The 13754-nt window shown below is 72.7% G+C and carries 10 protein-coding genes; 2 read left to right on the plus strand and 8 right to left on the minus strand.

The features are described from left to right. The first annotated feature begins 223 nt into the window (after positions 1–223). Together P3T39_RS27600 and P3T39_RS27605 are read left to right on the plus strand one after the other, a co-directional pair. Complete coding sequence (locus P3T39_RS27600; protein ID WP_280701697.1) at positions 224–1285, plus strand: ferritin-like domain-containing protein; 1062 nt, start codon at positions 224–226, stop codon at positions 1283–1285. Between the two features lie 119 nt (positions 1286–1404). Beyond that, on the plus strand, positions 1405–2328 hold the full coding sequence (locus P3T39_RS27605) for an aminoglycoside phosphotransferase family protein (RefSeq protein WP_280701699.1): 924 nt from the start codon (positions 1405–1407) through the stop codon (positions 2326–2328). Here the strand turns inward: P3T39_RS27605 and P3T39_RS27610 are convergent. From P3T39_RS27610 to P3T39_RS27645, 8 genes are all read right to left on the minus strand, one after another. Continuing rightward, positions 2301–2870 carry a GNAT family N-acetyltransferase gene (locus tag P3T39_RS27610; RefSeq protein WP_280701702.1) on the minus strand — a complete coding sequence of 190 codons (570 nt, stop codon included), beginning with the start codon at positions 2868–2870 and terminating at the stop codon, positions 2301–2303. The two genes, P3T39_RS27605 and P3T39_RS27610, sit on opposite strands and share 28 nt — an antisense overlap. A gap of 41 nt (positions 2871–2911) precedes the next feature. Continuing rightward, a complete protein-coding gene (locus P3T39_RS27615; protein ID WP_280701735.1) occupies positions 2912–3787 on the minus strand; it encodes a GNAT family N-acetyltransferase in 876 nt (291 codons plus the stop codon). Positions 3788–3969: 182 nt separating this feature from the next. Next, positions 3970–5130: a flavodoxin-dependent (E)-4-hydroxy-3-methylbut-2-enyl-diphosphate synthase gene (gene ispG, locus P3T39_RS27620; RefSeq protein ID WP_280701704.1), complete on the minus strand. Its 1161-nt coding sequence runs from the start codon at positions 5128–5130 to the stop codon at positions 3970–3972. Positions 5131–5269: 139 nt separating this feature from the next. After that, entirely contained in the window at positions 5270–6574 is a 1305-nt protein-coding gene (locus tag P3T39_RS27625) for a site-2 protease family protein (protein WP_280701706.1), read from the minus strand. A gap of 43 nt (positions 6575–6617) precedes the next feature. Next, positions 6618–7862: a 1-deoxy-D-xylulose-5-phosphate reductoisomerase gene (dxr, locus tag P3T39_RS27630; protein WP_280701707.1), complete on the minus strand. Its 1245-nt coding sequence runs from the start codon at positions 7860–7862 to the stop codon at positions 6618–6620. A gap of 248 nt (positions 7863–8110) precedes the next feature. Further along, positions 8111–9553 carry an aldehyde dehydrogenase family protein gene (locus P3T39_RS27635; protein WP_280701709.1) on the minus strand — a complete coding sequence of 481 codons (1443 nt, stop codon included), beginning with the start codon at positions 9551–9553 and terminating at the stop codon, positions 8111–8113. A 183-nt stretch (positions 9554–9736) separates the two neighbouring features. Continuing rightward, positions 9737–11302 carry a PucR family transcriptional regulator gene (locus tag P3T39_RS27640; RefSeq protein WP_280701710.1) on the minus strand — a complete coding sequence of 522 codons (1566 nt, stop codon included), beginning with the start codon at positions 11300–11302 and terminating at the stop codon, positions 9737–9739. A 199-nt stretch (positions 11303–11501) separates the two neighbouring features. After that, positions 11502–13556 (minus strand): ATP-binding protein, encoded by a 2055-nt coding sequence (locus P3T39_RS27645; protein ID WP_280701712.1) that lies wholly within the window; start codon positions 13554–13556, stop codon positions 11502–11504. Between the last annotated feature and the right edge of the window lie 198 nt (positions 13557–13754).

Raw genomic sequence — 13754 nt, forward strand, 5'->3', positions numbered from 1 at the left:
CGGTCAACCCCGGAACCGCCGATTCCGGCGGGTGGCGGGACGCCCGGGTGCACCCTGTTGCCGGGCACACCCCGGACGGGTTGCGAGCAACATCACATTGACGGCGGGGTGGTGACCCGGCCTCGGCGCGATGTTGATTCTGTAATGATTCACAACAGCGGGGGCTCGTCGGCTCCCCCATGCCCCAGCACCCCCACCCTCGTCACCCTGCGGGAGCCCGACGATGCTGTCCCCCACCCGGCGGACCTTCCTGGCCATCGGCGTGCTCACCGGCGCCCTGGTCCTCTCCGGCTGCACGGGTGGTGGTGGCAGCGGTGGTGGCAGCGGCGGTGGCAGCGGCGGTGGCAGCGCCTCCAGCCACGAGAACCGGCCCGACCCGGACCTGCCGCTGCGATCCCGTGCGGTGGCCACCACCGACACCCTGCTCGCCGGGTACGACGCGGTCCTCGCCGGGCCCGGCGCCGCCCAGGCGGACCGGCTCAAGGCCTTCCGCGCCGACCTGGTCGTCCACCGCGCCGCGCTCGCCGCCGGTCTGCCCGACCCCGGTGCTTCCCCCGGCACGTCCCCCGGCACCCAGCCGGCCGGCACCGCCGTGAAGACGGTGGCCGCGCTCGCCGCCGCCGAACGGCAGGCCGCCGGGACCCGCCTCGCCGACCTGGACGCCGCCTCACCCGCCCTCGCCAAGCTGCTGGCCGCCGTCTCGGCCTCGGACGCCCTGCACGCGGCGGCGCTCGGCGACACCGGTCCGATCACCGTCCCCGCACCCGCGCCCACCGCATCGCCCAGCACCGCATCGGCCACCCCGTCCGGGCCCTCCGCTTCCGGCAGCCCCGGCCCGCTGCCCAGCGCCGCCGCCACCGGACTGCAGAACGCGCTGGCCGCCGAGCACGCCGCCGTCTACGGATACGGCGTGGTCGGCGCGTGGCTGCCCGCCGGACCACAGCGCCAGGACGGCTACGCCTCGTACGCCGCCCACCAGGCCCGACGCGACGACTGGCAGCGGCTGCTCGACTCCGGCGGCGCGACCCCCACCGCCGCCGCACCCGGCTACCGCCTCCCCTTCCAGGTCACCAGCGCCGCCACCGCGGAACAGCTCGCCGCACACATCGAGACCCAGCTCACCGCCGCGTACGCCGACCTCGTCGCCGCCGGCACCGGCCCCCTGCGGGCCACCGCCGCCACCACCCTGCGCGAGACCGCGCTGCGCGCCACCCACTGGGGCGCCGACCTCTCAGCCCTCCCCGGCCTGCCGGAGCAGCCGGAGCAGCCGGGGGCAAGCGGCTAGCTCTTCACGGGCGCGGGGGCTCTTGAGAGATCACTCGTGCGCCTGACCAGCAGTTTCCCTCCCATGCCCGAGAATGGGCAGGCAGTACCAGGGGGAAGCACCAAAGCGAGAGGCCCAGCATGTCGGCAGCACCAGGGCAGTTCACCGTTCCCGAGCGCCTGGCGCAGACCGTCCGGGCCACCGAGGGGGCAGCGGGCGCAGCCTGGCTGGCCGGCCTCCGGAACACCGTCGCCGAGCACCTCGCCCGCTGGGACCTCACTCTGGAGCGCATCGGTGAACCCGGCGGCCGGCTCAGCCTGATCGCCTACGTCCGCCGCCCCGACGACTCCCTGGCCGTTCTCAAGGCCCAGCCCGTCACACCCGCCACGGCCCACGAGCACGCGGCGCTGGCCCACTGGGCCGGGCGCAGTGCCGTCCTGCTGCTGGACGCCGACCCCGCCGCGGGAGTGCTGCTGCTGGAGCGGCTGCACGGCGACATCCCGCTCCGCTCGCTCGCCGAGGCCAAGGCGATGCTGGAGGCCACGAGCCTGCTCCAGCGTCTGTGGGTGCCTCCGGCCGAGGGCCACCCGTTCTCCTCGGTGGCCGACCGGGTCGGCGAACTGGCCTCCGGGCTGCGCCGCCGCCGCGAACTGCCCAGGGCCGCCGACACCCGCCCGCTGATCGACGAGGCCCTGGAGACGGCTGCCGGGCTGCTGGCCGACGAGCCCGAACGCAGGCTGCTGCACGGCGACTTCCACCACGGCAATGTGCTGGCCGCCGACCGGGCGCCCTGGCTGGCCGTCAACCCCGAGCCGCTGGTGGGCGAGCGCGCCTTCGACCTGGCCTGGCTGGCCCAGGACCGGATGGACACCCTGGCGGGTTCCCCCGGGCCGCGCGGCGCCGCCCGCCGCCGTCTGCACCAGCTGGCCGACTCGGTCGAGGTGGAGTACGAACGGCTGCGCGGCTGGACCCTCTTCCGTACCGTCGCGGCCGGTCTGCGCTGTCTGGAGGCCGGTGACACCGAAGGCACCGAGCTCTACCTGGAGTTCGCGTCCTGGCTCTGACCCGGCATCAGCAGCGGCAGCGGCGCACCCATCACCGCGTACGGGCGGACGGTGCTCGGGAAGACCACCTGACGCGCCAAGTCCCGGTAGCCGAGCGAGCGGTAGAGCCGCCGGGCCGGGGTCTCCGCGTCGATCGCGGAGAGGATGCTGCGTGGCAGCCCGGAGCACTCGCAGAGGGACCGGATCAGCGAGCTGCCGACGCCCCGGCCCTGGAACTCCGGCAGGACGTGCAGCTCGGTGACGGCGAAGACGCCGTCCAGCCAGTCGCCGTGCCCCCGCGCGGCCAGATAGGGCTCGATCACCGTGCTCCACCAGTGGTCGCGCCGGTTGGGCATCCCGTACCCGAAGCCGACCAGCCGGCCCTCGCTGAACGCGCCCAGGGCGAGCACCCCGGGCTGCTGGGCGTGCCTGGTGACGATCTGCAGCCGGACCGCCACCTCCTCGGGCCGCAGCCCGAAGGCGACCGCCTGCACAGCCAGCGCGCTCGGCGCCCAGGCCGCCAGGTCGATGGCCTCGATCGTCACCTCGGTCAGCTGCTCCATGACCGGGACGTTACTACTCCGAACGGTAAACGGCGGCCTGCTCAGAACAGGACGCTCATGAAGGCCCCGACCTCGCGGAAGCCGACCCGGTGGTAGGCCGCGCGGGCCCTGACGTTGAAGTCGTTGACGTACAGCGACACCACGGGCGCGACCTCGCGCAACGCGAAGTCCAGCACGGCGGCCATGCCCGACTCGGAGAGCCGCCGCCCCCGGTGCTCGGGTGCCACCCAGACCCCCTGGATCTGACAGGCACCGGTCGCCACCGCACCGACCTCGGCCTTGAAGACCACCCCGCCGTCCTCGGAGAAACGGGCGAACGAGCGCCCCGAGGAGACGAGTTCGGCGACCCTGGCCTGGTAGAGCAGACCACCGTCGCCGGCCAGCGGGGAGATGCCGACCTCTTCGGTGAACATCGCCACGCAGGCCGGCATCAGGGCGTCGATCTCGTTCTTCCTGACCCGGCGGACCAGCGGGTCGGGTGCCACCTCGGTGGCGGACTCGGTGGTGGCGAGCAGCGGCTGGTGGGCACGGATCTCGCGGGGCGGTCCCCAGCTGCGCTCCAGCAGGGCCCAGAGGGCGGCGGTGGGTTCGGCCGGGCCGACGATCGAGGAGCAGCGGCGGCCCTGGCGGCGGGCCCGCTCGGCGAAGGCGCGGACGGCCTCGGGCCCTGCGTTGACCAGGACGAGATTGGCCCCGGCATAGCAGAGCGACTCCAGTCGGCCGTCCTGGTCGTGCCAGCCCCACATCTCGCCGCCGAGCCGCCACGGGTCGAGCCCGACGGCCTCGACCCGGGTGGCGACGAAGGCATTGGCCACCGGGTCGCGGTGCAGGATCTCCAGGGCGTCGTCGAGATCCGGGGTGTCCAGGATCCGGGTGGCGGCAAGGGCGCGGGCGACCTGGAAGGGCCCGGGAAGCATCACACCACGATCGAGCACAGTCACCTCACCAATCGAACACGCTGGTCGCTCGCCTCCGGCTGCCTGGTCCGTTCGACGCAGTGCTCGTTCGGGACAGGACGGGGGCACCCTACTCCGCGGGTTCCGAGGAGCAGGCCGCGGGGCCGTCCGTAGGCGGACGACCCCGCGTCAGCCGGGAGAGGTCACTTCGCGGCGACCACGGTGGGCGTGCCGGACTCGACGCCCTGCTCCTGCATCTGCTCGGCCAGCTTGAGGGCCTCTTCGATCAGGGTCTCGACGATCTTCGACTCGGGGACGGTCTTGATGACCTCGCCCTTGACGAAGATCTGGCCCTTGCCGTTGCCGGAGGCCACGCCGAGGTCGGCCTCGCGGGCCTCACCGGGGCCGTTGACGACGCAGCCCATGACGGCGACGCGCAGCGGCACCTCCATGCCTTCGAGCCCGGCGGTGACCTCCTCGGCCAGCTTGTAGACATCCACCTGGGCGCGGCCGCAGGAGGGGCAGGAGACGATCTCCAGGCCGCGCTCGCGCAGGCCGAGCGACTCCAGGATCTGGTTGCCGACCTTGATCTCCTCCGCGGGCGGGGCGGAGAGCGAGACCCGGATGGTGTCACCGATGCCCTCGGCCAGCAGCGCGCCGAAGGCGACGGCCGACTTGATGGTGCCCTGGAAGGCCGGGCCCGCCTCGGTCACACCGAGGTGCAGCGGGTAGTCGCAGGCCGCGGCGAGCTGGCGGTAGGCGTTGATCATCACGACCGGGTCGTTGTGCTTGACCGAGATCTTGATGTCGCGGAAGTCGTGCTCCTCGAAGAGCGAGCACTCCCACAGCGCGGACTCGACCAGCGCCTCGGGGGTGGCCCGGCCGTACTTCTCCATCAGGCGCTTGTCCAGCGAACCGGCGTTGACGCCGATCCGGATCGGGACACCGGCGTCCTTGGCCGCCTTGGCGATCTCGCCGACCTTGTCGTCGAACGCCTTGATGTTGCCCGGGTTGACGCGCACCGCCGCACAGCCGGCGTCGATGGCCGCGAAGACGTACTTCGGCTGGAAGTGGATGTCGGCGATCACCGGGATCTGCGACTTCTTGGCGATGATCGGCAGCGCGTCGGCGTCGTCCTGCGACGGCACCGCGACCCGGACGATCTGGCAGCCGGAGGCGGTGAGCTGCGCGATCTGCTGCAGGGTGGCGTTGATGTCGGAGGTGAGGGTCGTGGTCATCGACTGCACCGAGACCGGGGCGTCACCGCCGACCGGGACATTACCGACCATGATCTGCCGGGAGTACCGGCGCTTGGCGAGCGGCTTGAGCGGCAGGGACGGAATACCGAGCGAGATCGCGGTCATGTGCGCAGGGTTCCCAAGATTGTGTGTGTGGACCGACCGGTGGCTCTGGCCGGGCCGGGCGCGCTCGATGAACGCGCGCCCGGCGACCAACGGTACGCCACGGCTCCTGTGCCGGGCACATTCGGCCGGTCAGGCCGGACTAGTTGAGCTTGACGGGGTTGACGAGGTCGGCCACCGCCACCAGCGCCGTGAAGCAGATGAAGATACCCGCGACCACATAGGCGATCGGCATCAGCTTGGCCACGTCGAACGGGCCCGGGTCGGGGCGGCGGAAGAGGTTGGCGGTCTTGCGGCGCAGCGACTCCCAGAGCGCTCCGGCGATGTGGCCGCCGTCCAGCGGAAGCAGCGGCAGCATGTTGAACAGGAAGAGCGAGAGGTTGATCCCGGCGAGCAGCTGGACCATGAAGGCGAGCTGCTGGGTGGCCGGGAGGTCCATCGCGAAGACGTCCCCGCCGAGCCTGGCGGCACCGACCATGCCCATCGGCGAGTCCGTCGGGCGCGGGTCGTTGCCGACGATGGCGTGCCACAGACCGGGGATCTTGCCGGGCAGCGCGACCAGTGAGGAGATGCCGTGCCTGGCCATCTGGACCATCTGGTCGAAGCTCTCACCCAGGCTCATCTGGACCACGCCGGTGGCGGGTGAGAAGCCGAGGAAACCGGCCTGCACGGGGGCGCCCTCGGCGGGGCGTCCGTCCTTGTCCACAGGGTTGACGGTGTTGCTGGTGATGCTCGCGGTGAGCGGCACCTGCTGGCCCTTGCGCTCGACCAGGATGCTCACCGTCTCGCCGGGGACCTTGCGGATGTCGGCCTGGAGCTGCTTGTAGCTGCCGATCCGGTCGCCGTTGAAGGACAGGACGGTGTCGCCCGGCTTCAGCCCGGCCAGGTTGGCGGGGGACTTCGGAGCGCTGGCGGGGCAGCTGTCGGTCTTGGAGCCGGCCGGGACGACGCACTCGCTGACGGTGCCGACGGTGGGCACCGCCGTCTGCACGCCGATGCCCATGAACCAGCCGAGGTAGAGCACGACCGAGAGGATCAGGTTCATGAACGGGCCGGCGAACATCACGATGACCCGCTGCCAGGGCTTGCGGGTGTAGAACAGCCGCTTCTCGTCGCCGGGCTGGAGTTCCTCGTAGGAGGCCTCGCGGGCGTCCTCGATCATCGAGCGCCAGGGCGAGCTGCTGCGTTGCGTTATCCGCCCGTCCGCGCCCGGCGGGAACATCCCGATCATGCGGATGTACCCGCCGAGCGGGATCGCCTTGATGCCGTACTCCGTGTCGCCCTTGCGGCGGGACCAGACGGTCTTCCCGAAGCCGACCATGTACTGCGGCACCCGGATGCCGAAGAGCTTGGCCGTGGAGAGGTGGCCCAGCTCGTGCCAGGCGATCGAGAAGAGCAGCCCGACCAGAAAGAGGAGGATGCCCAGCACCCACATCGCCGTTGTCACTGCTCGTCCTCCGTCATGCCGCTCCGCTCGCCGTACGTCGTGTTCAGCCTGCCGCCAGCTCGGTGGCCCGGGCGCGAGCCCAGTCCTCCGCGTGGAGGACGTCCTCGACCGTGAGGGAAGTTCCCGCGGCCGCCCGCCCACCGTGGTGGGAGCCGTGCTCGGCAACCACCTTGGCCACAGTGTCCACGATCTGGGTGAAAGCGAGGCGGCCGTTCAGAAATGCCTCGACGCACTCCTCGTTGGCGGCGTTGAAGACGGCCGGAGCCGTCCCGCCGAGCGTACCCACCTCGCGGGCGAGCTCCACCGCCGGGAAGGCCTCGTTGTCGAGCGGGAAGAACTCCCAGCTCGCGGCCTTGGTCCAGTCGCACCCGGGGGCTGCGTCCGGGACGCGCGCGGGCCAGCCGAGGCCGAGCGCGATCGGCATCCGCATGTCCGGCGGGCTGGCCTGGGCGAGCGTTGAGCCGTCCGTGAACTCCACCATCGAGTGGACGATCGACTGCGGATGGACCACAACCTCGATCCGCTCGAACGGGACGTCGTACAGCAGATGGGCCTCGATCACCTCCAGGCCCTTGTTGACCAGGGTGGCCGAGTTGATGGTGATCACCGGGCCCATCGCCCAGGTCGGGTGGGCCAGCGCGTCCTCGGGGGTGACGGCGGCCAACTGCTCGCGGGTACGGCCCCGGAACGGGCCGCCGCTCGCGGTGACCACCAGCTTGCGGACCTCGGCCCGGCTGCCACCGGCCAGCGCCTGGAAGATCGCGGTGTGCTCGGAGTCCACCGGGACGATCTGCCCGGGCTTGGCCAGCGCCTTCACCAGCGGGCCGCCGACGATCAGCGACTCCTTGTTGGCCAGCACCAGCACCCGCCCGGCCCGCAGCGCGGCCAGGGTGGGGCGCAGCCCGATGGATCCGGTGATCCCGTTCAGCACCGAGTGGCACTCGACGGCGGCGACCTCGGTGGCCGCGTCGGGACCGGCCAGGATCTGCGGCAGCGGGCGGCCCGCGGCCTTGGCCCCGAGCGCCTCGCGCAGGGCCTCGACGGCGTCCTCACGGGCGATCGCCACCGTGTGCACACCGAGCCGGAGCGCCTGCTCGGCGAGCAGCTCCACCCGTCCCCCGGCCGCCGAGAGGGCTACCACCTTGAAGCGGTCGGGGTTGCGCAGCACCACGTCGATGGCCTGGGTGCCGATCGAGCCGGTGGAACCGAGGATCACCAGCTCCCGGGGGCCGGAGGGATCCTTCACCACGGGAGTGAAGTGCAGCTGCGGGTGGGCGAGCGAGTTCATGCGCTCCATTGTGGCCTCTCGGCCACCGTGCTCACCTCCACACCCCGCACCCACCCGTCCCACGGCCCCCGCCGGGCCGCTCGGCCGCCGGTGGGACGCCGGTGGGACTCGGCGGAACTCCGTGGCCGGCCCCCGGAAGAACCCCGGCCGTGTGCCTCCGAGGCCGTGTTCCCGGCAACGCTGCCGCACCGGCAGCGCGCCGACGGCCCGCCACCACGGAACGTGGTGACGGGCCGTCAGGGTCTGGCTCAGAGGTCGAGGCCGGTGAGGACCATGACCTTCTCGTAGGTGAAGTCGCCCATCGCGTACTTGACGCCCTCGCGGCCGACGCCGGAGTCCTTCACACCGCCGTACGGCATCTGGTCGGCGCGGAAGGACGGGGCGTCGCCGATGATCACGCCGCCGACCTCCAGCTCCCGCTGCGCACGGAAGGCGGTCTGCAGGTCGTGGGTGAAGACACCCGCCTGCAGGCCGAAGGCGGAGTCGTTGACGGCGGCGAAGGCCTCGTCGGTGGAGTCGACCTTGTGCAGCGAGAGCACCGGGCCGAAGACCTCGGCACGGGCCAGGATCGCATCGGCCGGCAGCTCGGCCAGCACGGTCGGGGCGTAGGTCGCACCCTCACGGGTACCGCCGGTGAGCACCTTGGCGCCCTTGGCGACGGCATCCTCGACCCAGGACTCGACGCGCTTGGCGGCGTTCTCGTCCACCAGCGGGCCGACGTCCACCGCGTCGTCCTTCGGGTCACCGGTGACCTGGGCCTGGACCTTGGCGACGACCTTCTCCACCAGCGCGTCGTAGACCGAGGCGTCGGCGATCACGCGCTGCACCGAGATGCAGGACTGGCCGCCCTGGTAGTTGGAGAACATCGCGATCCGGGTGGCGGCCCAGTCGAGGTCGGCCTCGGAGGACCAGTCGGCGAGCACCACGGCGGCGGCGTTGCCGCCGAGCTCCAGGGTGACGTGCTTGCGCGGCACCGAGTCCATGATCTGGTAGCCGACCTTGTCGGAACCGGTGAAGGAGATGACCGGCAGACGCTCGTCCTGGACCAGGGCCGGCATCTTCTCGTTCGCCACCGGCAGCACGCTCCAGGAGCCCGCCGGCAGATCGGTCTCGGCCAGGATCTCGCCCAGGACCAGGGCGGAGAGCGGAGTGGCCGGGGCCGGCTTGAGGATGATCGGGGCGCCGACGGCGATCGCCGGGGCGACCTTGTGGGCGACCAGGTTCAGCGGGAAGTTGAACGGGGCGATCCCGAGCACCGCACCACGCGGGAAGCGGCGGATCAGCGCGAAGCGGCCCACGCCGCCCGGGTCGGTGTCCAGGCGCATGGTCTCGCCGTTGGTCCGGCGGGCCTCCTCGGCGGCCCAGCGGAACACCGAGACGGCACGGCCGACCTCACCACGGGCCCACTTGATCGGCTTGCCGTTCTCGGCGGTGATCAGCTGGGCGATCTCCTCGGTGCGCTCCGTCAGGCGCTTGGACACGTGGTCCAGCGCGGCGGCACGCACATGCGCCGGGGTCGCGGCGAAGACCGGTACGGCGGCAGCGGCGGCGGCCACGGCCTCCTCGACCTGCGCGTCGGTGGGGACGCTGACCTTGCCGACCAGGCTTCCGTCGAACGAATGCCGAACCTCGAAGTCCCCGTCGCCGGTCGCCCGGCGGCCGGCCAGCCAGAACTCATGGGTGGTGGTCACAGTCGTACCGGCCCTCTCCTCGTCAACCTCTGAACCCCACGGCCATGGAGCCAGAAACCCAACGGTAGGGGGACCGAAGCGCAAACCTGATTAGACACAGCGTCCTGGTCGGCCCGCATGCCAGTACACCGTGGAGACTTTTTAGGGGCTGTTGATCAAGCAGGGCCCCGCACCCTGGCGCGCCTACTCCTCGCCGGCCCGCAGGGCCAGCCAGAGCTCCATGCGGACGTCGGTGTCGTCCAGCGAGCGGCCGAGCAGTTCCTCGACCCGGCGCATCCGGTACCGCAGGGTGTGCCGGTGCACACCGAGGTCGGCGGCCGCCGCATCCCACTGGCCGTGCCGGGAGAGCCAGGCCCGCAGCGAGGCGACCAGATCACCCCGCGCCGTACGGTCGTGGTCGCGCAGCGGACGGAGCAGACCCTCCGCGAACGCCGTCACCGCCTCCTCGCCCAGCAGCGGCAGCAGCGAGCCCGCGCCGACCTCCTCGTGGTCCACCGCGCGGCGGCCGCCGCGCAGCGCCACCGCCAGTGCCCGCTCCGCCTGGGCGAAGGCCACCCCGGCCTCCTCCAGCGTGGTCGGCGCCGAGACGCCCAGTGCCAGGCCCTCGTGCTCCTCCACCGCGCCCAGGCAGGCCCGGTGGGCCGCTCCGTTGTCCAGCGCCAGCACCGTCAGCCTGGGCCCGTGCGGCCCGTCGTCCCGGGAGACCAGCAGTCGCTCGCCGACCCGGCCACCGGCCTGCTCGGCCCGGTCGCCCAGCTCGCCCAGCGCCTCGGCGGCCTCCGCGCCCGCCGCGGCACCGGCCACCAGCACCCTGGCGGTGCCCTCCGGCAGACCGCCGAACAGCCCTGCCGCGACCTGCCGTGCCGTGCCGACCTCGCCGGCCAGCACCATGCCCAGCAGCGCCGCGCCCATCCGCTCCTCCGCCTGCCGCAGCTCGCGCGAGCGCTCCAGGGTCAGGGTGAGCAGGGCGACGGCGGCGTTCAGTACGTACCGCTCGGTCGGGGTGATCCGATCCTCGGTGCCGACCGCCAGAAAGCCTCGGGCCCGCCGGTCGGCACCCAGCGACTGGACCACCACGTAGTCCTCGTCGGCGGTGTCGATCCCGGGGGAACGGCCCTGCAGCGCGGCACTCGACGGGGCCGGTCTACGGCGCAGCCGGTCCACCTCCGCCGCCAGCCGGCCGGCCCGGCGGGCCGCCCAGTCCGGGGCCACGGCGGAGAGCGCGCCCGAACCGTCGTACAGCGCCGCCCAGCCGCCCAGCCGGGCCGCCAGCCTGCGCACCACGGCGGTGGTGCCGTCCTTGCCCAGCGCGGCCCGGGTGAGCTCCTCCTGGGCCTCGAAGCTGGTCGTCACCGCCTCGTACTGCTCCGCGGCCAGTGCGGCCGAGACCGTCTTGCTGATCGCGATGAACGGCGTCGCCTCGGGGACGCGCAGCAGCGGCAGACCGCGCTGCGCCGCCGCGTCCACCAGCGCCTGCGGCACCTCGGTGTGCGAGAGACCCACTCCCAGGCCCAGACCCACCACGCCCGCGTCGGCCAACCGGTGCACGTACGCCTGCAGTTTCGAGGCGGCCTTGCCGAGCTTGATGCCGGTGGTGAGCAGTAGTTCGCCGCCTTCGAGGAACGGCGTCGGGTCGTCCAGCTCGCTGGTGTGGACCCAGCGGACGGGCCGTTCCAGGTGGTCCGCGCCGGCCAGGACCGTCAGGTGGAGCGAGGTGCTGCGGACGACGGAGGCGAGTGTGGGGGGCATGCCAACCTTCGGTGGTTTCGACCTGGTCGCGCCGTTGCGATCGGGCGAGGGGAATCTGCCTCCATTATGTACGGCTAGGACAAGCCACAAGGCCGAATCCACCGCAGCGGAGTCAGCCGGGCATCCCACCCCCACCCGGCCGGCGCACCGCCCGAACCCGTCGGACCGTCAGTTCCCTTGCGCCCCCTCACGCTCGGCTTCAGTCGCGCAGATCGACCAGCAGCGGCGGGACCTGTTCGCCCGCCACGGTGGTCAGGGAGACGACCGCATGACCGGTGGGCAGGGCGTGGGCGAGGTCGGACGGGGACCAGCGGTGGCGCTCCACATCCCGGGTGGTGACGCTCTCGGTCTGCACGGGCGTTCCCGAGAGCGCCTTGCGGGCGAGGCGGCCGGAGCGGCGGAGCAGCCCGCCGGAGGTGTCCGGGGTGTGGGTCACGGAGGTCTCGGGGACGAGGTGGGTCCCCCACGCCTCGGAGAACAGCTTGCCGTCCCAGGGCGCGATCCCCGGAAAGGCCATCCGGCAGCCGACCGCCCCGAACAGCGGGGCCCGCAGCGCCTCCGGCAGATCGACCAGGGTCCGCAGCAGCAGCACCGCCCCGGCGTTGACCGTCCGCATCCGCTGGAGACCACGCACCGTGTGCGCGTCCACCGCCGCCGAGGCGTCGTCCACCACCAGACCCGCGAACAGCGCCCGCTCCTCCCGTGCGGCCACCGCCTGCGCGAACTGGCCCACCACCAGCCGGGAGAGCATCCGGGCGACCTCGGGGTGGCTGCGCTCGGGCAGCTTGATACGCACCCGTAGCGGGTGGTCGAGCGCCCGCATGGCGAAGGCCGGCCTGCCGGGCCCGGGACCGGCGAAGAAGTCGGCGAAGGCCGGCCGGTCGAGCAGCGCCAACCGGTCGGCGAGCAGGGCACCCGGGTCGTCGGCGCGGCCGTGCTGGCGCACCCGGTGCTGAAGGTCGGGCTGATGGGCGGGCAGCAGATCGGCCTCGCCCAGGGCCGTTCCGAGCGCGACGAAGCTGTCGGGATCGCCGCTGAGCAGCGCGCGCAGCTCGCGCACGCCCGGGTAGCGCCGGTAGGCGGCGTGGAAGGGGCCGACGATCTGCTGGAGGGCCGTCCTGGCGTTCTCCGCACGGGCCGACAGCTCGTCGGGGAGCAGTGCGTCGGCCAGCCTGGCGGCCGCCTCGTCCACCGCGCTCGCCCCGCCGAACAGGTCGAACCCGTACGCGGAGTCCGGGTCGCCGGGGGCGATCACCACGTCGTACCACTCGTCGGGGCCGAGGTCGGCGTCGTCGGCCCCGACCACCACCGCGCAGGCCGTCCCGGCCAGGGCCTGGAGGCAGAGCGCCTCGGCGACCGGGCGGGCGAGCCTGGCGGTCTTGCCGGTGCCGGCCGGGCCGACGGCGAGCAGCGAGGTGCCGAGGACGCCGGGATCGAGGGCGAGTCCGGAGCTGCGGTGGGTGGCCGGGTTCTTGATGACGTTCTGGGTGGTGCCGAGCCGGAGCTGACGGGTGAGCAGGTCGTGCCGTCGGCTGCGCCCCGGCAGGTCGCGGGCCTGGGAGGGGTGGGCGCAGGCGGCGGCGCCACGGGTGGTGATCTGCTCGGTGAAGGCGGGGAGCAGCTCGGGGTCGCCGAGGACGGTCTCCCAGGCCCGGTGGATCCGGATGTAGTCCACGTCGCCCACGGCCTCGGCGTCCAGGTACTGGGCGGCGAGCGGAGCCCCGCCGTGCCGCAGCCGGTGCCAGGGGTCGGCGGGGCCTGCGGGCTGCGCGGCCTCGGCCGGGTCGGGCTGTTCGTGGGTGACGGTGCGGGCGAGCAGCGGGCCGACGTAGCGGCGCCAGACCTCGGGCCAGCGGCCCATCCGGCCGAAGAGCTTGACCGCCCCGGCGACCACGGCGACGTTCACGGCGAGCTGGACGATCAGGCCGACGGTCTCGTCCAGCTCGCCCAGCAGTCCCAGCAGCCTGGCGACGTAGAGCACGAGCTCGACACCGTAGACATAGGCGAACCAGGCGACCAGCAGGTTGAGCGCGGCCCGCAGCAGCAGCGGTCCGGCGGGGACCTTGGCATCCTCGGCACGGTCGGGGTCGACCTGGCGGTAGCCGTACCGGTAGATACCGGCGGCGGCCTCGGGCCGGGGCTCGTTTACCCAGGCGCTCAGGTCGAAGGGGTGGCTGCTGCGCTGCTGCGGGAGCGCGACGGCTGCCCGGTCCGCCTGTGCAGCCCACTTCCCCTGTGTGCCGTCCAGTCCCATGTTCCCGGCCCCGCTCCCTGTTCCCGCCCGGCTGTGCCATACCCATGCCGCCCCTCGGGCGACACACCCGCGCTCAATGTAGTGGAGCCAGGGCCTGGGACAGCCGATCTACGCGCGCTGGCCGGTCAGGACAAGTCGGAAGGCGCAGTGCTACCGAGTGGCGCATGCCCGAGCCTCGGGCACGGCCTTAGCCTGCGA

The sequence above is a fragment of the Kitasatospora sp. GP82 genome (assembly GCF_029892105.1).
In the GTDB taxonomy this organism is placed as follows: domain Bacteria; phylum Actinomycetota; class Actinomycetes; order Streptomycetales; family Streptomycetaceae; genus Kitasatospora.

What these genes read in the sequence shown, in the direction of transcription:
- P3T39_RS27600 (WP_280701697.1), top strand. Translation starts at nt 224, where the DNA reads ATGCTGTCCCCCACCCGGCGGACCTTCCTGGCCATCGGCGTGCTCACC.
- P3T39_RS27605 (WP_280701699.1), top strand. Translation starts at nt 1,405, where the DNA reads ATGTCGGCAGCACCAGGGCAGTTCACCGTTCCCGAGCGCCTGGCGCAG.
- P3T39_RS27610 (WP_280701702.1), bottom strand. Translation starts at nt 2,870, where the DNA reads ATGGAGCAGCTGACCGAGGTGACGATCGAGGCCATCGACCTGGCGGCC.
- P3T39_RS27615 (WP_280701735.1), bottom strand. Translation starts at nt 3,787, where the DNA reads ATGCTTCCCGGGCCCTTCCAGGTCGCCCGCGCCCTTGCCGCCACCCGG.
- ispG (WP_280701704.1), bottom strand. Translation starts at nt 5,130, where the DNA reads ATGACCGCGATCTCGCTCGGTATTCCGTCCCTGCCGCTCAAGCCGCTC.
- dxr (WP_280701707.1), bottom strand. Translation starts at nt 7,862, where the DNA reads ATGAACTCGCTCGCCCACCCGCAGCTGCACTTCACTCCCGTGGTGAAG.
- P3T39_RS27640 (WP_280701710.1), bottom strand. Translation starts at nt 11,302, where the DNA reads ATGCCCCCCACACTCGCCTCCGTCGTCCGCAGCACCTCGCTCCACCTG.
- P3T39_RS27645 (WP_280701712.1), bottom strand. Translation starts at nt 13,556, where the DNA reads ATGGGACTGGACGGCACACAGGGGAAGTGGGCTGCACAGGCGGACCGG.